This window comes from Neoaquamicrobium sediminum (assembly GCF_040970315.1).
Taxonomy (GTDB): domain Bacteria; phylum Pseudomonadota; class Alphaproteobacteria; order Rhizobiales; family Rhizobiaceae; genus Aerobium; species Aerobium sediminum.
In genome coordinates, this window is record NZ_JAZHFV010000012.1 from 13,345 (window position 1) to 34,105 (window position 20,761).

General features: G+C 62.9%; 21 protein-coding genes. 8 read left to right on the forward strand and 13 right to left on the reverse strand.

The annotated features are described in order from the left end of the window. Positions 1-210: 210 nt before the first annotated feature. On the reverse strand, positions 211-1,086 hold the full coding sequence (locus V1479_RS23845; protein ID WP_368805058.1) for a LysR family transcriptional regulator: 876 nt from the start codon (positions 1,084-1,086) through the stop codon (positions 211-213). A gap of 115 nt (positions 1,087-1,201) precedes the next feature. Between V1479_RS23845 and V1479_RS23850 the strand changes: the two genes are divergently transcribed. The 3 genes from V1479_RS23850 (at position 1,202) to V1479_RS23860 (ending at position 5,640) form a co-directional block, all read left to right on the forward strand. After that, a complete protein-coding gene (locus V1479_RS23850; RefSeq protein WP_438620872.1) occupies positions 1,202-2,749 on the forward strand; it encodes a proton-conducting transporter transmembrane domain-containing protein in 1,548 nt (515 codons plus the stop codon). Between the two features lie 24 nt (positions 2,750-2,773). Beyond that, entirely contained in the window at positions 2,774-5,197 is a 2,424-nt protein-coding gene (locus V1479_RS23855; RefSeq protein WP_368805060.1) for a YbcC family protein, read from the forward strand. 119 nt (positions 5,198-5,316) lie between these two features. Then, positions 5,317-5,640, forward strand: a complete 324-nt coding sequence (locus V1479_RS23860) for a hypothetical protein (protein WP_368805061.1) — start codon at positions 5,317-5,319, stop codon at positions 5,638-5,640. A gap of 158 nt (positions 5,641-5,798) precedes the next feature. On the opposite strand, the gene V1479_RS23865 is transcribed toward V1479_RS23860, so the two are convergent. Then, the gene (locus V1479_RS23865; RefSeq protein ID WP_368805062.1) at positions 5,799-6,509 is read right to left on the reverse strand and encodes a CBS domain-containing protein; all 711 of its coding nucleotides are present in this window, start codon (positions 6,507-6,509) and stop codon (positions 5,799-5,801) included. A 236-nt stretch (positions 6,510-6,745) separates the two neighbouring features. Further along, positions 6,746-7,591, reverse strand: coding sequence for a LysR family transcriptional regulator (locus tag V1479_RS23870; protein ID WP_368805063.1), 846 nt, complete (start codon positions 7,589-7,591; stop codon positions 6,746-6,748). Between the two features lie 135 nt (positions 7,592-7,726). Here V1479_RS23870 and V1479_RS23875 point away from each other — a divergent pair, with 135 nt between their 5' ends. The 3 genes from V1479_RS23875 to V1479_RS23885 all read left to right on the forward strand — a co-directional run bounded on the left by V1479_RS23875 (position 7,727) and on the right by V1479_RS23885 (position 10,732). Next, positions 7,727-8,389, forward strand: coding sequence for a 5-formyltetrahydrofolate cyclo-ligase (locus tag V1479_RS23875; RefSeq protein ID WP_244649400.1), 663 nt, complete (start codon positions 7,727-7,729; stop codon positions 8,387-8,389). A gap of 96 nt (positions 8,390-8,485) precedes the next feature. After that, positions 8,486-10,081 (forward strand): cytochrome c oxidase subunit I, encoded by a 1,596-nt coding sequence (gene ctaD, locus V1479_RS23880; RefSeq protein WP_173194474.1) that lies wholly within the window; start codon positions 8,486-8,488, stop codon positions 10,079-10,081. A 51-nt stretch (positions 10,082-10,132) separates the two neighbouring features. After that, positions 10,133-10,732, forward strand: coding sequence for a Tim44/TimA family putative adaptor protein (locus tag V1479_RS23885; RefSeq protein ID WP_173194473.1), 600 nt, complete (start codon positions 10,133-10,135; stop codon positions 10,730-10,732). A gap of 121 nt (positions 10,733-10,853) precedes the next feature. Here the strand turns inward: V1479_RS23885 and V1479_RS23890 are convergent, their stop codons facing one another. Continuing rightward, positions 10,854-11,042 carry a DUF488 domain-containing protein gene (locus V1479_RS23890; RefSeq protein WP_368805064.1) on the reverse strand — a complete coding sequence of 63 codons (189 nt, stop codon included), beginning with the start codon at positions 11,040-11,042 and terminating at the stop codon, positions 10,854-10,856. A gap of 268 nt (positions 11,043-11,310) precedes the next feature. Between V1479_RS23890 and V1479_RS23895 the strand changes: the two genes are divergently transcribed. Then, entirely contained in the window at positions 11,311-11,454 is a 144-nt protein-coding gene (locus V1479_RS23895) for a hypothetical protein (protein ID WP_173194472.1), read from the forward strand. 39 nt (positions 11,455-11,493) lie between these two features. Next, entirely contained in the window at positions 11,494-11,781 is a 288-nt protein-coding gene (locus V1479_RS23900; RefSeq protein ID WP_173194471.1) for a DUF6522 family protein, read from the forward strand. Between the two features lie 88 nt (positions 11,782-11,869). Here V1479_RS23900 and acs read toward each other — a convergent pair whose 3' ends face one another. From acs to V1479_RS23945, 9 genes are all read right to left on the reverse strand, one after another. Further along, on the reverse strand, positions 11,870-13,816 hold the full coding sequence (gene acs / locus V1479_RS23905; protein ID WP_438620863.1) for an acetate--CoA ligase: 1,947 nt from the start codon (positions 13,814-13,816) through the stop codon (positions 11,870-11,872). A 246-nt stretch (positions 13,817-14,062) separates the two neighbouring features. Next, on the reverse strand, positions 14,063-14,266 hold the full coding sequence (gene tnpB, locus V1479_RS23910) for an IS66 family insertion sequence element accessory protein TnpB (RefSeq protein WP_368805065.1): 204 nt from the start codon (positions 14,264-14,266) through the stop codon (positions 14,063-14,065). A gap of 502 nt (positions 14,267-14,768) precedes the next feature. Continuing rightward, positions 14,769-17,069: a VWA domain-containing protein gene (locus tag V1479_RS23915; protein ID WP_368805066.1), complete on the reverse strand. Its 2,301-nt coding sequence runs from the start codon at positions 17,067-17,069 to the stop codon at positions 14,769-14,771. Then, entirely contained in the window at positions 17,066-17,989 is a 924-nt protein-coding gene (locus V1479_RS23920) for a hypothetical protein (protein ID WP_368805067.1), read from the reverse strand. The genes V1479_RS23915 and V1479_RS23920 overlap by 4 nt, the downstream gene beginning before the upstream one ends. Before the next feature lie 83 nt (positions 17,990-18,072). Beyond that, positions 18,073-18,585: a hypothetical protein gene (locus V1479_RS23925; protein WP_368805068.1), complete on the reverse strand. Its 513-nt coding sequence runs from the start codon at positions 18,583-18,585 to the stop codon at positions 18,073-18,075. Next, positions 18,582-19,109 (reverse strand): hypothetical protein, encoded by a 528-nt coding sequence (locus tag V1479_RS23930; protein WP_368805069.1) that lies wholly within the window; start codon positions 19,107-19,109, stop codon positions 18,582-18,584. The genes V1479_RS23925 and V1479_RS23930 overlap by 4 nt, the downstream gene beginning before the upstream one ends. Then, positions 19,106-19,528, reverse strand: a complete 423-nt coding sequence (locus V1479_RS23935; RefSeq protein WP_368805070.1) for a hypothetical protein — start codon at positions 19,526-19,528, stop codon at positions 19,106-19,108. The genes V1479_RS23930 and V1479_RS23935 overlap by 4 nt, the downstream gene beginning before the upstream one ends. Before the next feature lie 65 nt (positions 19,529-19,593). Then, entirely contained in the window at positions 19,594-20,166 is a 573-nt protein-coding gene (locus V1479_RS23940; protein WP_368805071.1) for a hypothetical protein, read from the reverse strand. A gap of 1 nt (position 20,167) precedes the next feature. Beyond that, entirely contained in the window at positions 20,168-20,647 is a 480-nt protein-coding gene (locus tag V1479_RS23945; RefSeq protein WP_368805072.1) for a hypothetical protein, read from the reverse strand. Positions 20,648-20,761 lie beyond the last annotated feature (114 nt).

Sequence of the window (20,761 nt, forward strand, 5' to 3'; positions counted from 1 at the left end):
AAATGGTGAAAGGTTTCGCGTTCGGGCAGACATATGAAAGCCTCTCGCAGGAACCCGAGCGCCACAGTCCGGCGCCTCTCCCGCAAAGTGGGTGCGTGCCGGCGAGCGCAAATTAGTCACTTGATGAGGTCGGGTGGAGCTTTGATGAACTGGTCTAACGCGCGAAGATGCGGCACGGGCGCTGGGCGTCGGGTACCCGTCCAATCGCTTCTACGTCGAGCCGTGCAGGAGCGTTCGTAAAGCCGGGTTGGGAAAGCGACGTTCCATCGTCACAGCGAAGAAGGTCTCCGTGATCCCTAACGGCTCATCGCCCTCGACGAGGAGGCCGGCCGCCAGCTCATCCTTGACGACGATGGGCGGCAGGACAGCAAGGCCAACATCTTCGCGGGCCAGAAGCCGCATCATCGCCATGTCCTCGACTTCCGCGACGATCTGCGGGCGCACCGCTAGGCGATCGGCAACAGCATCGAAGCCGGCGCGCACGCTGCTCTCCAGCGTCGGCACTATGACGGGATGGTCGCGCAGGAGGTCGACGAGGCCAGATCTGCCTTGAAACCGGTCCGGTGTGCCGACGATGCCGACCGGCTGTTCCGCGATCCTGCGGGCCACGAAGGACGTGAGCACATCTCGCGCGGGCGCCTGGTTGATCAGGACGACGTCGAGGTTCAGTGTTTCCAGAGCGCGCAACAATTCAGCGGCGCCGCCGGAGCGCAAGACGAGCTCGATGTCGGTCCGGCCTAGAACGGGCCGCAGAAACTCCATCTGGAAGTTGCGCGACAAGGTGGCGAGCGCCCCGACCCGTAGGGCCTGGCGCGCCCTACCGGTCTCGCGAAGCGTGCCGAGCAGCTCCTCCCCGGTCGCGAAGATCACATCGGCGTGGTCAAGCGCGATGCGGCCGGCCTCGGTCAGATGAAGTTGTCGCCCGCGCCGGTCGAAGAGCGCGTGGCCGAGTTGCTCCTCCAGTTTGCGAATCTGCACTGAAAGGGCCGACTGGGTTAGGTTTAAATGCTCGGCCGTACGCGTGAGGTTGCCGTCATGCGCGACGGCCCGGAAGTATCGAAGGTGGTGATAATTAAGCGCTGCCATGACGTTCGATATTAGCGAACGAATTTGAGCAAACAATGCATTTTATTCCGGGCAGCGGCTCGGCTAGCAGCAGGAGGTCACTGCCGCTCCTCGGGAGACTGTCTTGTCAATCAATATGCTTCCGCTCGCCGCACCGCTTTTGCTTTTCCTCGCCGCTCTGTTCGCGTCTTCTCGCCAGGGTCGAAGGCCGCCGAACGTAGTGGCCATGGCAGAGGGGTCCGCCATGTTGGCCCTCGCCATCGCGGCCGGGTCGCTGCTTCTCCTGTTGCTGCACGGTCCGGGCGATAGCGCGCTGATCGGCTGGGCTGGTATGGGCCTCTCCGCGCGGCTCGACGCGGTGAGCGTGACGATGCTGCTGCTGGTCTCCTTCGTCGGCTGGATCGTCCTGCGCTATTCGCATAACTATCTCGACGGCGAGGCTAGGCAGGGCGCATTTACCGGCTGGCTTTGCGCGGCGCTTGCCGCAGTCCTGCTCCTAGTCCAGACCGGAAATCTCACCCAGCTGCTCGGCGCGTGGATTGCGACGAGCTTTGCGATTCACCGCCTGCTGCTTTTTTATCCTGAGCGCAGCGGGGCACGGCGCGCCGCGCGCAAGAAGCAGCTCTTCGCGGTTCTGGGCGCCCTTTTTCTGGCCGGGTCGGTGCTGCTGATGAGCACGGCCCTCGGCACCACCGACATTGCTTCGATCAACGCCATGGCGAGATCGGGCGACCTCCCCTGGCATGCGTCGGCCGCAGCGGGATTGCTGGCGATCGCAGCGCTCCTCAAATCAGCGCAGTTCCCGACGCATGGCTGGCTGACCGAGGTGATGGAGGCGCCGACGCCCGTTTCGGCGTTGCTCCATGCCGGTGTGATCAATGCGGGCGGCTTCCTCCTCATCCGCTTCGCCGACGTCATGCTGCTCGCGCCTGGTGTGCTGGCGGTGCTGGCGATTATCGGTGGCTTCACGGCTCTCTTCGGCGCGCTCGTCATGCTGACACAGCCGGCGGTAAAGACCTCGCTCGCCTGGTCTACCGTCGCGCAGATGGGATTCATGATCTTGCAATGCGGGCTGGCGCTGTTCCCGCTGGCGCTGCTCCACATCGTCGCCCATTCGCTTTACAAGGCGCACGCCTTCCTGGCCTCGGGCGGCGCCGTAGAGCAGGTCGCCTCCATCCGCCGCTCGGGTCCGGTCGCAATTCCCGATGGCAGCGCCGTCGCCCGCGCCTTTCTCATTGCACTGGCGATTTATGGCGCGATTGGTCTCGGGTTCGGGTTCGAGCACAAGTCGCCGCAGGCGCTCGCGCTCGGTGCCATCCTCATCTTCGGCGTTGCCTATCTGCTGGCCCAGGGGCTGGCGGACGCAGCACCCCGCGCCCTGACGACGAGGACGGCGCTTTATGCGACTGCAGCCGCCCTCGGCTACTTCGCCCTCCAGACGGCAGCCGAGTGGCTGACAGCGGGCCTGCTGCCCGCGACGCCCGCACCGGGCCGGCTCGAATGGACCTTGATGGCGCTCGCTGTCGTGACCTTCGGCCTGGTAGCAGTCGCGCAAGCGCTGTTCCCGCTCTGGGCGGGCCATCCGGCGGCTGCGGGCCTGCGGGTCCATCTTGCCAACGGGCTTTATGTCAACGCGATGCTCGATCGCATGCTGGGCGGGTGGGCCGTCCGCAGGCCTTCGTGACGCTCAAAGATCAGGTGAAGTACCATGCTGATGACTGCACCCAAGACCCCACTTCCCGGCCGCGAAGCAATCATCGCGGCGGCGCACGGCGCGACGCGCGCCATCCCCCCGCTCTGGCCGCTGGCCTCAAGCGTCGCGGTCAATCCGTTCCTCGGCCAGACGGGCGAACCGCTGGCCGTAACCGCGGCGCGTCTTCGGCGGGTGGCAGGTATCCCGCTTACCATGCCGCGCCGCTGGTATCTGGAGCGCCACCTTGGTGGCGAACTTACCGACGAGGACCTTGCGGAAGCGCTCGAGGCAGCGCCTGCATCGCAGCGCCCGCAGACCGTTGCCGCGCTGAAGCAGGCCGTGCGCGTCGAGGCGCCCCCGGCGCGAGCGCTGCCCACGGTCGCCCAGTTGGCGGGTGAGGCGAGCGGCATCGACTGGCAGGCCGTGGTCGATGAGCGGATCAGCCACTGGGCGGCAGGCTATTTCGATCAGGGCCAGGCGCTCTGGGCCGCAGCGGAAGGACGCGGCGCCTATTCGTCTTGGCGCACCGTCGCCATGCACGACCTGACCCCGGAAATTCTCGGCCTTGCCAACTTCGCCAGAACCGTCGCGGACACACCCGAAACCGCCGAAGCTGCCTTCATCGACGCCGTCCAATTGCTCGGTCTTTCCGAGGCGGCTCTGGAAAGCTGCTTCCACCGCTTGCTGACAGGGCTCGGCGGCTGGGGGCAGCTCGCGCGCTACCGCCTCTGGCAGGCCGAACTGACAGGTGAAACGGACGGAACGGTGACCGATCTCCTCACCATTCGCCTCGTGTGGGACGCAGCACTGCTGCGCCAGTACCAACAGGAGATCGGATCGCGATGGCGCGAGACCGTGATTGCCCATGCCGAACCGATTGCTGCAAGCGGGGAGGATCATGTCGACGCGATCCTCCAGGAGGCTACTGAGCGCGCGGCCCAGCGGCGGCTGCGGGCCCTTTTAGCCGAAGCGCGGCCTGCCGCGCCGGCTTCGTCGCGACCCGCGATGCAAATAGCCTTCTGCATCGACGTGCGCTCTGAGGTCTTTCGCCGGGCGCTGGAAACCCTCGATCCCGGCATCAGCACCTTGGGTTTCGCCGGCTTCTTCGGCATGGGGATAGCTCACCGCCGTTTCGGCTCGGACGTGGTGGAAGCACGCCTGCCCGTGCTGCTCCAGCCCGCTCTCTTCACGTGCTCTGGAGAGCCGACGCCTCAGACCGGGCGCGCCGATCGGGCGGCAAGGATTGCGTCGCGCGCGAAACGTGCCTGGGGCCGCTTCAGGCTCGCTGCCATCTCATCTTTCGCGTTCGTCGAGGCGGCGGGGCCGGTCTATGTCGGCAAGCTCCTGCGCGATGCGCTAGGGCTCACCCGCACCGCCGCCCCGAACGATCCGGCGCCGCGGCCGACCGAGGAAATCGGACTTGAGCAGCGGATCGCGATGGCGGAGAACGTGCTCATGGCCATGTCGCTCACCGAGGGCTTCGCACGGCTGGTTCTGATCGCCGGTCACGGCGCCAACGTCGTCAACAATCCGCATGCCACCACGCTGCATTGCGGAGCCTGCGGGGGCTATTCGGGCGAGGCCAACGCCCGGCTGCTCGCCTCGCTGCTCAATGGGCCTGACGTCCGCGCCGGCCTCATCGGGCGCGGCATCGTGGTTCCCGATGACACGCTGTTCCTCGCCGCCCACCACGACACGACGACCGACGACGTCATGATCTACAGCGCCGATCATCCGTCGGCGGACCACGCCATAGACTTGGCAAGGGCCAGAGGCTGGCTCCAGGCCGCGGGCGGGCTTGTCCGCACGGAACGGGCGAGGCGCCTGCCCCGCGCCGAGTCGCAAGCTGACATCGCCCGTCGCGCCCGCGACTGGGCCGAACTGCGGCCCGAATGGGCGCTCGCCGGCTGCAAGGCCTTCGTCGCCGCACCACGGTGGCGCACCTTGGGCCGCGATCTGGCCGGCAGCGCCTTCCTGCACGACTATGACTGGCGGCGGGACGGGGGCTTCGGCGTGCTGGAACTGATCCTCACCGCGCCGGTCATCGTGGCGAGCTGGATCAGCCTGCAATATTACGGCTCGACCGTCGCGCCCGAACTCTTCGGTGCCGGCAACAAGCTACTGCATAATGTCACCGGCGGCGTTGGCGTGGTCGAAGGCAATGGCGGTATCTTACGCGCCGGGCTGCCCTGGCAAACCGTTCATGACGGGGAGCGGCTGGTACATGAGCCGCTGCGGCTCTCTGTCGTGATCGAGGCGCCGCGCGAGGCGATCGCCGACATCCTCGAGCGTCACCCGGAGGTCCGGGCACTGTTCGACAATCGCTGGCTGCACCTCTTTGCGCTCGATGAAGATGGTCGAATGGCCTGGCGTTACGCTGGTGATCTGACGTGGAAAGAAGCAGAGGAAAAAACCTCGAGTTTTCAGACAAGCCCATGAAAACGCGGCTCCAATCACCAGTCGTCTTTCAGCAGCCACCGTTCACCCGTGTGCACCTATGCCGGACGGCACGCCGTGCTCGCCACCATGCATGGCAAGGAAGCAGCGATCGCCCGGTCTTGCACGACCGTCTCGGGCTGATCATCCCCACCGCCCCTGATATCGACATCGACGCGCTCGGAACCTTCACCGGCGCGGTTCTGAGCGCCGGCACCATTCGCGAGATGACGATCGCGAAGGCGCGGCTGAATATGAAGACCACAGGCCTGCCGATCGGCCTTGCCAGCGAAGGCGGCTACCTGGGGCGGGCCATGCGTTTCCATGGGCGGAGCGGTGTGCCTTCGCTTGGCTGGAGCCGATCGACCCCGACAGAGGAAGCACGCCCCCTCACAACGAGAGCTTCAATTCGCGGCTCCGCAGCCGCCTGTGAGACCACCGGTTGAAGCGGTTCAAGATCGTTCTGGGCCAACCGTGCGCTCCCCGGGTGGTTCCTCGGAAGCTGCGGCTCGATCGCCGCGCACACCTCGTCGTCCAACCAGTAAACCTTGCTCATCATTAGTTGATAGAATGAACGATGCTGGAGGGTCGGCTTCCGATAAATTCAGATCGCGCCGTATGCAACGTTATAGGCGAGATCGATTAACACCCTACGGTCGTCGACAGCGCTTACGCCTGGAATATTTTCTACGAGCACCTGCGACGCGCGGCGCTCGTCTTCGGACTGACATGTACCCCACAGGGTTACCACCCCGTCCGCCACGCTGGCGTCAAGACCCGTGGTAACTGTCCAGCTTTCCTTTCGAAGAGCGGTCAGCACATCCGTCCTGATGTCGGACTCTTCGCGCGAAACCGGCAGCAACGTACCTTGAAAAGCTACCGCCAAGGCCCGAATGAGGTTCGCGCGGCTCACTATTCCTGTCAGCCGGCCGTCGCGCAGCACCGGCACTCTCTTGATGTGCCTGCGCTCGAGGATGTCGGCAATCTCACGCACCGGGGTCTCTTCGTCCACCGTCACGACATCGCGTGTCATCACGTCTGCAACATGGACGGAATGGGTTTTTGCATAACCTCTGGCCAGCGCGCCGTTGTCCCTGAACAGACCGAGCCACCAGGAGCGATTGGGCGGCAGGGTGTCAATCTCCTCGCGATGCAGGAGATCTCCCTCGCTGACGATGCCCCTCAGTGTGCCCTTCTCGATCACGGGCACGGCGCTGATGCCGTGGGTCAAGAGGAGTTCCGCGACGTCCGCGACCCGGGCGTCCGGGCCTACGGAAATTATTGGAGATGTCATGATGTCCTTCGCCCGCAACATTGATGCCTCCAACAATCGGACCGGTCTTTGGAACTACCCGATTGTCTTGTCAGTCTTAGAAAAAGTCGAATGAATTTAATCCCTATTTCAACGCAAAATAATTGTCTTAAAGCAGATACTCAGTGTGGCTTCGGTCCGCAGAATCTGATCGACCGCGGGCAGCTTTGCAGCGCTGGTCAATACCCGGTCACGAACGCACGACGGCAAATCCCGGCGGGAGCGCGAAACGGCGGCGATCAGGTGACCACCTGCTTCAGCCCCTGCAACGCGTCCTGCATGTCCGCGCGTCCCTCTCCGGTCTCGGGATAGACGGCATAGGCGGGGTAGGTGAACTCGGGCGCACCTTCCACGATCTCCAACTCGCCCGCCTCGATGTGAGGCTTCACCACCCCCCTCCGGAAATAGCCCATACCGCCTGCTCTGAGGATGTAACTCAGGCCGAGCGGGCCAAGCCCTACCATCAACCCCGGCTCGCGGAACGCGGGCGAGCCGGTGCCATGCTGGGCCGCGAAAAGCGGTCCCCAATTGACATAGACATAGTCCGGCGCGGCGTCGTCCTTCACTTCCCGGTCCGGGGTTCGGACCAGTATCAGTTGCTCTTCCTGGAGAAGCTCCACCCTGAACCCGGGCAGAAGCTTCGGCGCGTAGAGGACGGCGATGTCGAGCACGCCGGTTCTCAACTGCTCGATGAGTTGGTCGGGCACACCGACATGGGCATGGATGGCGATTTCGGGCTTGGCCTTGCGCATCCATACCAGCCAGTCGAGCAGGAGCGGGTTCCACAGGCTGAGTTCACCGCCCAGCGCGATCACGCTGGTTCGACCGGAGGGGATCGCAAGCTGTTGGCGGGCGCGCTCCCATATCTGGACGAAGGATTGGGCGAATCGCTCGAACTCGCGACCCGCCGGCGTAAGCTGCGCACCGTTGCGGTTGCGCACGAACAGACGCCGGCCTAGTCCCTCCTCCAACGTGCGAATGCGTGCGCTCACTGTGGTCTGCGTGACGTGCAGTCGGTCGGCTGCGCCGAGGAACGAACCGCAATGGACGATCTCCAGGAAGGTACGGGCGCGATCGATGTCCATTGCTAGTCTCCTATAGTGCAATATTATTGCATCTATCGGGCATTTAATTCCATTTGCTTTCCTGATTCAAGCGTCCCACCATTCGAACCCAAAGGACGAGCCCACAGCCCGAGCGCAGCGAGCGAGATCGTCGCGATGACCAAGGATGACAAAGCGCCTGCGGCGACCGGGGAATACGCTTCCCCGCCCTGCTTCATGCACGAGCTTGCACCCGAATACCGGGCGGCGCCGGAGCGGACCGATGAATGGGCAGATGTGGCCCGCTGGAGAAAGGCGGAGCGCAAGCGTCTGGTCAATGATAGGCTTGCCATGGATGCCGAGACGCGCATGGAACGGTCCCAGAAGATCGCCTCCGGGCTCGACCGCGCGATTGGCAAGGTGGCCGGTCGCATTGTTTCCACGTACTGGCCGTTCCGAGGCGAGCCCGACCTGCGCGACTGGTCGATCAGGGTGATCGAGCGCAGCGGCCGGATTGCGCTCCCGGTCGTCGTACAGAAGGGCGCACCACTCGAGTTCCGCATCTGGACGCCGGGCGATCCGCTGGAACGCGGCGTCTGGAACATCCTCGTCCCCTCGCGCGGACCGGCTGTGCAGCCCGACATCGTTGTGGCCCCGGTGGTGGGCTTCGATAGTGGGAACTACAGGCTCGGTTATGGTGGTGGCTTCTTCGACCGCACCCTTGCGGCGATGACGAAGCGACCTCTCGTCATCGGGGTTGGCTACTCCGAGGCCCGGATTGCCACGATCTATCCGCAGCCGCATGACATCGCCATGACCACGATCGTGACTGACGAGTGACGACACAAGCGGGCACTGCTCGGCTTCCCATGTGACGGACTTCTGCGTCGTCTGAGGCCGGAGCGGCCCGCCGGAGTAGACGGCAGGAGGCCGGCAATGACGGAAGCGACCATCACCCCTGAAGACCACAAGCCCGGCCTCCTAGAGCGTTGGCTTTATACCACCAACCACAAGGATATCGGCACCCTCTACCTGATTTTCTCTATACTCGCCGGCATCCTGGGCACGGGACTGTCTGTGGCGATCCGCATGGAGCTACAGGAGCCGGGTATGCAGATCTTCGCAGCGTCGGAAACCTTCAACGTCTTCGTGAGCGCGCACGGGCTGGTCATGATCTTCTTCGTCATCATGCCGGCGCTGATCGGAGGCTTCGGCAACTGGTTCGTGCCGATCATGGTCGGTGCGCCGGACATGGCCTTCCCGCGTATGAACAACATCTCCTTCTGGTTGCTCGTCGCTTCCTTCATCCTGTTCGTGACGTCGATGTTCGTGCCGGGCGCGCCGGGCTCGTTCGGCCATGGCGGCGGCTGGACGCTCTATCCTCCCTATTCGAGCATCGGCCAACCGGGGCCGGCGGTCGACCTCGTCATCCTGTCGATCCACCTTTCCGGCGCGGCCTCGATTCTCGGCGCTATCAACTTCATCACCACCATCTTCAACATGCGCGCTCCGGGCATGACGCTGCACAAAATGCCGCTGTTTGCCTGGTCAATGCTGGTGACGGCGTTCATGCTGCTGCTGGCGCTGCCAGTGCTGGCGGGAGCCATCACCATGCTGCTAACCGACCGCAATTTCGGCACATCGTTTTTCGCACCGGCCGGGGGCGGTGATCCCATTCTCTACCAGCATCTGTTCTGGTTCTTCGGCCACCCGGAAGTCTACATCATGATCCTGCCGGCCTTCGGCATCATCAGCCACGTTATCTCGACTTTCGCGAGGAAACCAGTCTTCGGCTATCTAGGTATGGCCTACGCCATGGTCGCAATCGGAGCGATCGGTTTCCTGGTATGGGCGCACCACATGTTCACCGTCGGCATGTCGCTCGACAGCCAGCGCTATTTCGCCTTCGCTTCGATGGTCATCGCCGTGCCGACCGGCATCAAGGTGTTCTCTTGGTTGGCGACGATGTGGGGTGGATCGATCAGCTTTAGAACGCCGATGCTGTGGGCCTGCGGCTTCGTTCTGCTGTTCACCATCGGTGGCGTCACCGGCGTGGTGGTCGCCAATCCCGGCGTCGACCGCATGTTGCATGATACCTATTACGTCGTCGCCCATTTCCACTATGTATTGTCGCTCGGCGCGGCCTTCGCCATCTTCGCCGCCTGGTACTACTGGTTCCCGAAGATGAGCGGCTACATGATGAGCGAGACGCTGGGCAGGTTGCACTTCTGGGTGACCTTCGTGGGGGTGAACCTTATCTTCTTCCCGCAGCACTTTCTCGGGCTCGCCGGCATGCCTCGCCGCTATGTCGACTATCCGGATGCCTTCGCCGGCTGGAACCTAGTCTCCTCGACCGGCTCCTACATCTCTGCCGCCGGGCTCGTCATCTTCCTCGTCGCGGTGGCGGAAGCGTTCGCCCGCAAGCGGCCCGCAGCCGCCAACCCATGGGGCGAGGGCGCGATGACGCTGGAATGGACGCTGTCCTCTCCGCCACCATACCACCAGTTCGAAACATTGCCGCGAATACGCTGAGCGGACAGGGCAGGCAGGGTCGAAAGACCCGAGCGTGCCATGGAGATCGAAATGAGCGAATTTGTCGATATGAGCGGCAACCTGTCAGCAATCATCCTGTTCTGGCTGTGGTGGGCGCTGCTGAGCGTCCTGGATGTGATATCCGCGAAGAATCGCGCAGGAACCGCAGGGTCGAAGGATGTCAAAGAGTGCACTGACCGGATCGACCCCGCCTGCTGCGAGAGGATCCGGCGAATTGATCCGTCGTTCGATGAAGGATATTTCCTCCAAGGGGCTTCCAGGGCCTACGAGATCATTCTCGAAGCCTACGCCGCAGGCAGTCTTGATACGCTGCACACGCTGCTCGAAAGCGAGGTGCTTACCGCATTCGAGCACGCAATCACCGATCGTGAAAGCAGGGGCGAGACGCTGGAGTTGACCTTTATCGGCATAAGGGACGCCCGCATTGTCGATGCCGAAGGCGCGAAAGGCGGCGCGGCAATCAGTGTCAGTTTCACCGCCGAAATCGTGATTGCAACTCGTTCCCCTGACGGGAAGATCGTCCACGGCGATCCGGAGCGCGTGGTCGAAACCCGAGACCTCTGGACATTTGGGCCTGATCCGGCGTCCACAAACCAGTCGTGGCTGGTGACTGCGACCGACAGCGCATGAGAGATCCCGGGAGGCGGTAGCCGTCGTGCCTGACGGCGAGGAAATCCCGCAGCACGACAACATTGTTGCGCTCGGTGTCTCTCGCTGCCTCGAGCAGTGTCGTGGCCGCTTCCTCTATCCCCTAGCAAAACGCATCCATCTCTGTTCCATTGGCCCGCCATTCCCATTCGTAGCGACGACGGAACTCCGGCCATTTGTCCGAATCAGGCCCGAACCATTGGCTTAACTCGGTACTTGGGGCGATTTCCTTCGCCCAATGGTCGATGCAGGCTTCCTCCTTGCCGAGACCGCGCGGCCACAGGCGATCCACGAGGACTCATAGACCGTCCCTATGATCCGGGGCCACATAGACGCGCTTAAGCTGCAGTTTCAAGGTCATCGAACACGAGCCAGACAAGGCACTGCGCCAGAGCTGCGGGCTAACCGAGCACAAGCACACATGCTTCGGTTCGCGAGGCTCTTGAGATAGCATGAACTGCGGGCGCTGCATGATTCCCGACACGCCTCGCTGCAGGCAGGCACATGTTGCCGCCCGGCTGCCGAAGGCGCCGCGACTAAGGTGGAAAAGAGGTTAAGCGATGGCCGAGAAAGAAAACGGCAGGGGTGCCGCCCACCCTGCGTCGAACAACCCAGACGAACGGGAGCAGAGCCCTCTTTTGCCGGTGCATTGGCGGCCTCATCCGATCATCGGCGGGATGGCCGCCTTGGCTATCATCGTCTGAGGGCGGGGCGTGACTGAGATTCCGAACACGGACAAAGCGATGAAGGTCGATATCGACAATAGCGAGATCACCGTCGATGCGCGCGTTCTGGGCGAGCTGTTACACGTTCCAGCGGCCGAAGTGCCGGGATTACTACGGCTGGGCGCTATCACTAGCATATGCGAACGCGGTGTCGGTGCAGATGCCGGACGCTACCGACTGACCTTTTTCCATTCGAACAGTCGGGTTCGGCTGAGTGTCGATGCTCAGGGACGGATCGTGCAGCGGGCCGTGATCGATTTCGGAGACCGCGAATTGCCGCCTGTGCTCCGTCGGGCAGGTTCGTAGGCCTGCGACAAGAAGGGGCAAGCTTTAGACACGTCGGCGTGGCAGGGCTGGCGGCTGAGCAAGATGCGACCGGCAACCTGCCGCCTGACTATACCGCATCCTTTCTGGCCCTTGCGACATCCGCAAGAGCTGCAACGACCCCGGGGTCGACAAGGGTGGAAACGTCGCCGAGTTCCTCGACCTTGCCCTCCGCGAGCTTGCGCAGGATGCGTCGCATGATCTTGCCAGAGCGTGTTTTGGGCAGTGCGGTAGCCCACTGGATGACGTCAGGCTGGGCGATCGCGCCAATCTGGCGCCGAACGAAGTCGCGCAGCTCCTGCCTCAGCGCTTCCGTTTCCCCCTCGCCAGCTTTAAGCGTGACGAAGGCGTGAATGCCCTGCCCCTTGACCGCATCGGGATAGCCGACGACGGCCGCCTCAGCGACGGCCTGATGGGCGACCAGCGCGCCCTCGATCTCCGCCGTGCCCAGCCGATGGCCCGACACGTTGATGACGTCGTCGATGCGGCCGGTGATCCAATAGAAGCCGTCCTCGTCGCGCCGGCAGCCGTCGCCGGTGAAGTAGAGGCCCGGGAACCGCCGGAAATAGGTTTCGATGAAGCGCGCCGGGTCGCCATGGATCGTACGCATGATGCCTGGTCCTGCGTCCCGAAGGCACAGCAACCCCTCGGCGACACCTTCAAGCACCCGACCTGCGTCGTCGACAAGCACCGGCTCCACGCCAAAGAAGGGCAGCGCCGCAGAACCTGGCTTGAGCGGCGTGACGCCGGGAACCGGCGCGATCATGATCGTACCCGTTTCCGTCTGCCACCATGTGTCAATCACCGGGCAGCGTCCCTCGCCGACCACCTCGAAATACCAACGCCACGCTTCGGGGTTGATCGGCTCGCCGACCGAGCCAAGGATCCGCAGCGAGCTGCGGTCGATGCGCATGACATGTTCGTCGCCCTCCCGCATCAGCGCACGAATGGCGGTCGGAGCTGTATAGAAAATTGTGACCCCGTGTCTGTCGCAAATCTCCCAGAATCGCGATGGTGTCGGCCAGGTCGGTATACCCTCGAACATCACCGTGGTGGCGCCGTTGGCGAGCGGGCCGTAGACGATATAGCTGTGCCCCGTCACCCAGCCGACATCGGCGGTGCACCAAAAGATATCGCCGTCGCGGTAGTCGAAGACGTGGCGGTGCGACAGGGCACAAGCGACGAGGTAGCCGCCCGTCGTGTGCAGCACTCCCTTGGGCTTTCCGGTGGAACCCGAGGTGTAGAGGATAAACAGTGGATCCTCGGCATTCATCCATTCGGGCTCGCACTCGGCGTTCATTGTATCGACGAGGTCCAGATAGCGTATGTCGCGACCTTCCACCCAATCGACCTGGCTCGCCGTACGACCGACGACGATGCATTTCTCGACGAACGGGCAGCTCTCTAGCGCTTTGTCCATGTTGTGCTTAAGGGGTATTGTTCTGCCGCCCCTTACACCCTCATTGGCGGTGACAACGACACGCGCGCCGCAATCCCTAATTCTGCCGGCGAGCGCTTCCGCAGAAAATCCGCCAAAGACCACCGAATGCACCGCGCCCAACCGGGCGCAGGCAAGCATCGAGATCGCCGCCTCGGGAATCATCGGCAGGTAGATCGCGACCCGATCTCCCTTACCGATCCCCAGCGATCGCAGGCCGTTGGCTAAACGGCAGACGGCGCCATGAAGCTCCCGGTAGGTGATCCGCTCGGCAAGGCCGGGCTCGTCGCCCTCCCACAGGATCGCCACCTGATCCCCGCGCGCATCGACATGCCTGTCGACGCAGTTGTGGCACGCGTTGAGCGTACCGTCCGCAAACCATTTGATCGAAACGATGTCGGGTCCAATGTCGATATTACGCACCCTTGTGAAAGGCACCTGCCAATCGACGCACAGAGCCTGCTTAGCCCAAAAGGCATCGGGCTCCTCAATCGAGTGCCGATACATCTGTGTAAAGGCATCCATATCGAATGAAGGGACATAACCCGGCACACTTACGACATCGAGTGTAGCAGACATACGACCTGTTTCCGTCTTGCTTGAGGGCCGGAGCGAAGCCGGATATGACCAGCAACCACGACATTATCGGAGCTGCCAGACCTCACCTCAAATGAAATTATGTGCCGTCTCTGCGCAGTAATTTTGTAGTGAAATATTGTCCTCCACATTGTCCGCGCCCGCTATTCGGCTAGAGTGCGGGCACCTGAAACTTTCAAACTGCTTGAACAGCGCCGTCAAACGCATCACGCCGCGCTACACCTTCGGTCAGCGGAACTCGCCATCCTCCAACAGTTTCGCATGTATACAGACGCCAGTGCCGTCCCCGAAGATCAGCTTGAACCGATCCGTTCGTTTGGCACGGAAGATATAGACCGCATCGCCACATGGATCGGCACCCATCGTCTCGCGAGCCAGCGCGGCCACTCCCTTCCCTCCCTTGCGGAAGTCCCCCCGTTTCATCGGTACCATATCTCTGACGGCACATGGCGGCCCGATCACGACGTTGCCGTCAGCGCACGGATCACCGCCGCAACCGTCTTGGCGTCGGCTCTCCGGCCAACCCGACTATCGATGCCCTCGATCTCAAGCTCGATCCCACTTCGGCTTTTCCGTGGCGGCCTATGTCTTCCATGAAACTGCCTTTTAGCAGTTCGCCCCGGAAGCAGACCGGAACGCCGTTCGGCAGCTAAGCACGGCTGCTGCGTGGTATTCCGGTGCTTGGCTGCTTGCACGGGTGATAGGCATAGCTCTGCGCAGAACGGGACCTGATCGCCGCAAGGCGCCGAAGCTGCTCGGAGAGCTCATTGCCGTTATCGGATTCGCCATTCGCAATGTGCTTTGCCTGCGATCGTCCCCTGTGCCCCTGGCTCTGCAGCCGCGACGGGTACGACAAGGGCGAGAAAGCCAAATTCAATGATGGCTGATGTGAGCATGGCTGTGACTACTCTAGGTTCATTGGAATTGTCGTAGATCATTCGCCGAGCGTGATCATCGCGCGTCCGAGAACGCTCTGGCTTTGTAGGTCGAGAAACCGCACTTCGTATTGTCCCGGCTCGTCCGGGAGCTTGAATACCGTTTCGGTTTCGTCGCCCACGCGATGGACTGCAATCCAGGTAAAGTCGGGCGCATCAGCTCGTGCCAGCGCCACGCGCCGATCGGCATGGCCAGCTTCGATTGTCCACGAGACCGTGACGATTTCGCCAGGCCTTGCTGTACCAGGAACCACGAGCCCGGCGCTCTCGTCTATCGGCGCGTCCGCCGCCAGCACCTCAAGCGGTCGCCGGGCAATGACCCGATCGCCGTGGTCCAAATGGTAGCGGATTTCATAGGCACCAGGCTCCGCGGGTGCAGTGAACGTGGCCTGATCTTCGTTCTGAATGCGGCGATAGCCACTTTGCTCGCCGTCGGGCGTGCGGCCGGGAACGATGGCTATGTAGTCGCGCGGATGAATGGCACCGGTCCAGGATAGAGTGATCTCGGCGCCCGCCGGGACCCTGTCCGGCCCGTCAAGCAAAACATCACCATCCAGCACCTCGACCGGGGTGCGGGCGAGCACGCGGTCCCCCACGTCCAGTTGCAGGCGCACCTCGTAGAGGCCGGGCTCGGCAGGCGCCCGCAGCTCTCCCTCGCTCTGATCTTGCATGCGATCATAATCGGCATAGGTGCCGTCCGCGGCACCGGCGGGAACGATCGTCACGTAGTCGCGCGGATGCAGGCCCTCGCCCTGCCAGGCGACCGGGAACGCCGACCCGACAACGACTTGAGCCGGCGCGGAGACACTGACCTCGGCGTCGACAACCTCGATCGGGGTGCGGGCGAGCACGCGGTCCCCCACGTCCAATTGCAGGCGCACTTCGTAGAGGCCAGGCTCGGCAGGCGCCCGCAGCTCGCCCTCGCTCCGACCTTGCATGCGATCGTAGTCGGCATAGGTGCCGTCCGCCGAACCGGCGGGAACGATTGTCACGTAGTCGCGCGGGTGCAGGCCCTCGCCCTGCCAGGTGACCGGGAATGCCGACCCGACAACGACCTGGGCGGGTGCGGAGACCGTGACGTCGGCATCAACCACCTCGACCGGGGTGCGGGCGAGCACGCGGTCCCCCGCGTCCAATTGCAGACGCACTTCGTAGAGGCCAGGCTCGGCAGGTGCACGAAGCTCGCCTTCGGTACGGTTCTCCAGCCGGTCATAGTCCGCATAGGCTCCGTCTTCGGCGTCGGCGGGGACAATTGTCACATAATCACGCGGAGCCAGTCCCTCACCTTCCCAGCTCACCGTAAACGCGGAGCCAACCAAGGTTTGTGCCGGGCCGAATACCTGGGCGGCGGGCTGCTGCGACGTGATGGGCGGGAAAATGGCGTGGACATTGCGCGCGCTGTCCAACGCCAAACTGGCCTCGGTCTGCGAGAAGTCATCCTGCGCCGTCGAATGGACCGTCACGATATACTCGCCGAACGGAAGGTCCGTGGTGAAGGGGTTCGCGGTGCCGGTCTGCACCATGTTGAACGAAGTATCCGATATCTCCCAGATCACCTCGCCGGACAGAAGCGGAAGCTCCAGTGGCGCTGCTGGCCGCTCCCAGACGGTCTCGTCGCCGATCTCCTCGCCTCCGAGATTTGCGGTGAAGGTGAAACTCCCTGAGGCAGGCGCGGCAGTGACCTCGCGCAAGGCCTCGTTGAGTTCCTGGGCATTGTCGGCAGTCAGAAAGCGGCCGCCGGTTTCCTCGGCGATGCATTGCATCTGCAACAGGGCGTCGGCTTCGCCCCGCACATCGAAGCCAATGACATGGGCGGTAAAATCTACGCCCGCTTCTTCCAATGCACGGGCGGCGGCGCAAGGATCAGGATTGCAGGTCTCGATCCCATCGGAAACCAGGATCACCGTCGCCGCCTGTTCGGTGTGGCGCAACGCCTGAGCCGCGGTGATGACGGCATCGGTCATCGGGGTCATGCCCCGCGGGTTTAACCCTTCAACGATGCCGGCGATCTCTGCCGCAGTGCCGGGCGCGGGTTCGACCAAGGTCTCGATATCCGCGCATTGCCCGCGCTCGCGATGGCCATAGGTGACGAAACCGAGATTCTGATCGGCGGGGAAATCCGACACAATGTCCCCGACGACATCGCGCGCGATGGTGATTTTGTTTATCCCATCGATCTGCCCCCACATCGACCCCGAGGCGTCCAAAACAAGGATCGTGCTGGGGCGCTCCTGGGCAAGCGCTGCCGGCGCAAGGGCGGATGTCAGGGCGATAAGCCCGGCGGTCACAAGAGATCTCATGCGGCTTCTCCATCGCGCGCTGTCCCGAAGCGGGCACCGGCGCGTTCTTTCAGCTTGCGGAAATGTGAGGACATCTGCTCCAGCCGCGCATCCCACTCAGAGTCGGGCTCCTGGCCATCGGTGATCCTGAAATAGACCTGCATCAGGCAGGTGACGGCGAAGGGCTCGAGAAAGGCCGCCTTGACGCTCCAGGCGAACAGCAACGCGAAAACGAAGCCGCCCGCCGACCAGGCGCCGGGCATGACGTAGACCAGTGCCGCTGCCCGCGCGAGCATCACGAGGAAGATCAGGAAGGCGAGACCATAGGTGAAGAGGGTCAGCCAGGCGGCGTTCCGGAGCATCGCCTTCCAGTTCTGGCCATAGAGCACCAGCGCCTCGCGTGCGGATCCCCAGGGATCGGTCGAGCGGGTGCGGATGGCATGGGCGAGGATCACCTCATCGATGAAGCCCACCGCCACGCGCAGGAAGGCCTGCACAATGCCCATCAACTGCCGGACATAGGGGATCGGCAGGATGGACAATACACCGCGCACAAGGCCGATGACGGCGCGAATGACTCCCTTGACCAATTGGTCCAGCGCGAAGAGCAGTGAGGCCTGGCCGAAGCGCCCCTTCACCACGGCCGCTGCATGGGCAATCTGGCCGCGACCTTCCGGGAGGGGCTTGCCGTCAATCAGTTCGACAAGAACCGCGACATGGCCTGCCTTAACGATATAGAGAATGTATTCCCGAAGCCAGTACATTACAGCGCCGGTCAGGCCAAAACCAGCCATGCCGCCCCATACCATCGCGGTCGCGCGGAACTCGTCATCCCCGAAGGCGCCAACGCCCCAGCCGACCCCAATACCGGCGCCGGTGGCCAGAATATAGGCCAGTGTGATTCCGAAATAGACGGCGGCACGTAGGAGCACGAAAGGCATTGTTCGGCCCAACAGTCCGAGAGCTTGTCCGATATTGAAATCCCACATGGCTCCGGTTCCTTTTGGGGCAATCAGCTTGAAGGTTAAGATGCGGGGGAAGTTTGTTCGCCCCCGAGATGGCGTCGCAGCCAGGCATTGATGTCATTGGCGACCTGCCCAGGTCCATCGCCCGATACGCCCCAACGTGACAACGGAACCCGTGTTGCCGGGCGGGTGTTGCGAAAAACCAGAACCACCTTCGAGGTGCTGCGGTCCTCTCGCGAGGTATGGCTGCGGTCAAGTTCGGCACTGTCGAGCGCCTCGAGCGGATAGTCCCGCTGACGCGTGACGAGGCGCGATGTCCGGATGATGCTGACCAGCCCCGACCCTGCGTCCAACCTGAGCCGTGTGCGCTCGGACAGGGCGATATATCCCGCGAGAAAGGCCCCGTTCAGCCCGACCAGCAGCACCAGCGCGGTCAGGATTTCTCCCCCGATCAGATTGGCCAGCCCGATCAGGGTGATCGGCAGGACAGGCAGCATGACGAACCACAGGATAAAGCGCGGTATCGCCAGTTCCAGTTCCAGTCGTTCGGGCGTATTCGTCTCAATACTCATGACGGGTTTCTCTTTCCCTGGCGGGAGAGCCAGCCATTGACGACGCCCGTCAGATGCGCCACATCTTCGGGATCCGGGCGGAACATGGGCACTATGATCTCGCGCCGTTCTGGTCCCGATCCGCAAATCAGCACCAGCCGGGTCTCATCGTTTCCTGCCGCCGTGCCATAGTGCGCGACGCTTTCCAGCTTGTGCAGGTCCGAAAGTGCGAATGTCTCTTCACGCCGCCCGCGCAATGTGGTCACACGCAGCCGGACAAGGCCGGCATGCCTGTCCAGGCTCAGTTGAGTCAGCTGCACCAACTCGTGCATGTAGAGCCAGCCGATCAGGCCCACCACGGCAAGCACGATGATCCCCGTTCCGGTCGCAGCATCCCCGATGGCTGCCAGGCCCGCCGCGATCGCCAACAATATCACCGCCGCAGCAATCACCGCCCGCCGGACCGGACGATTCTCGATCTCCAGCACGCTGTCGGAGATTTGCGTCACGCGCAGGGGATCAGCCAGAAACTCGGCCAGTGTCATGGGCCGGCACCCAACGACGTGTCGATCCGCCCCTCGACGTCGCGACAGTCGTCCGGGGCATCCCGGCGGCATAGGGTTGCCGCAAAGCTGGCCTGGATGCGGCCTTCATCCTCAAGATCCAGCAGGTCGATCGACATCTGCGGCGGCTCTTCCTCGCTTTCCCAGACCGCGCCCGCCATCGCCCCGCGATCGGGCCGCATGTCGATGGTCAGACCGGCGGGCGGCGTATCTCCGGAAGGCTTGCCGTGAAAGATTAGGCCGATGGAAATGCTGTCGTCGCCAAGTGCATGCAGTTCGATCATGGTCAGCGGGCCGATATCGGTGATCTGCACCATCGCCGAGCCATCATCCTGACGCATCACCTGCCAGTTCAGTTCTTCACCGTCCAAGTTTGCCCCGATCTCGCCGATGGCGTCCAATGCACCAGCCGGGGTTGCGTTTCCGAGGGCCAAGACAAGCGGGACAAGCACCTTCATTGGCATTCCTATCGGCTGATCAGCTGTTCGCGGACGCCCCGCGCCGAATTGCGTTTTGTTCCCATCGCCGCATTGGCCGAGAAGAAACTGATGATCCCGTCCGAGCGCCGCGCACCGGTGCCGAATTGCCATTCGAATTGCGGCGCCGAGGCAATCTGGCAATCCTGAACCAACGCCCATTCCCAAGGCTCCGCGCCGGGCTCGGAACCCGTTGAAGTCAACATATAAAACTGCGGGTCCATTTCTTCGCCACGCACAAAGTCAAAGCGCAGCGGCTTGTTGCCACCTCGAACCGGCACCAGTTCGGTCTGAATGCCGTCCGAACCCAGATACAATCGGTTGCGGTTCCGATCATAAATGATCTCGAAGGTGCTCTCCTGAACGCCTATTGCCACACTCGTTCCGATGGCGACTTCGGTCCACGTTCCCGCGATCAGCGGACCAATCTGTCGCAGGTCAAAATTACCGGCGCGATGGACGTCCGCGTGGCAGACCGGGTTGGACGGTTCACCGGCCAGTGCTGAGGTTGCCGTAGCGATCAGCAGCAGGGCCGCAGTTCGGGCAAGGGCGAGTCCAGCCATCTCAGTCGAGCTCTTCAAGCCGGGTGTCGAAGCTGAAGGTGACAGGCCGGGTTTCGGATGAGGGACCGCCACTGACTTGCCCGGTGAGCGTGCCCTTCAAGGCGACAATCCCGTCGCCCGGCGTGAATTCCTCCAGGGTCAGTGTCAGGCTGTCCTGATCGCCGGTCCAATTCCGTCCCATGTCGCGCGAGAAGGTGATCGTCAGCGCCATTTCGCCGGGCGCGGGCAATTCGCCATTGATCGTCAGTTCCAGATTGACCGGCCCCTGATCGCCCTCCATCTGTGCGGCAAGCAAGGAGGCATCGGCATAGTTGCCGATGATCGTCGCACCGGACAATTCGGGGGCAACAGTCAGCTCCAGCGGCTGATCGCCAAAACTGCCGGTAACCAGCCCTCCAGGCTCGTCGGCCAGCACCGGCAGCGTCAGCAGACAGGCCAGAACAGGTATGCCCGCCCTTCGCATCGTAGAGAAGATGGTCAAGAGTAGATCCTCCTCCTGTTTGATTCTGAGTTTAGCTTTGCTCAACACCGGCCGCCCCGTTCGTTTGAACGGGGAACATGCCGTCTCCTGTGATAGAGTTCAGGTCGGAACCGG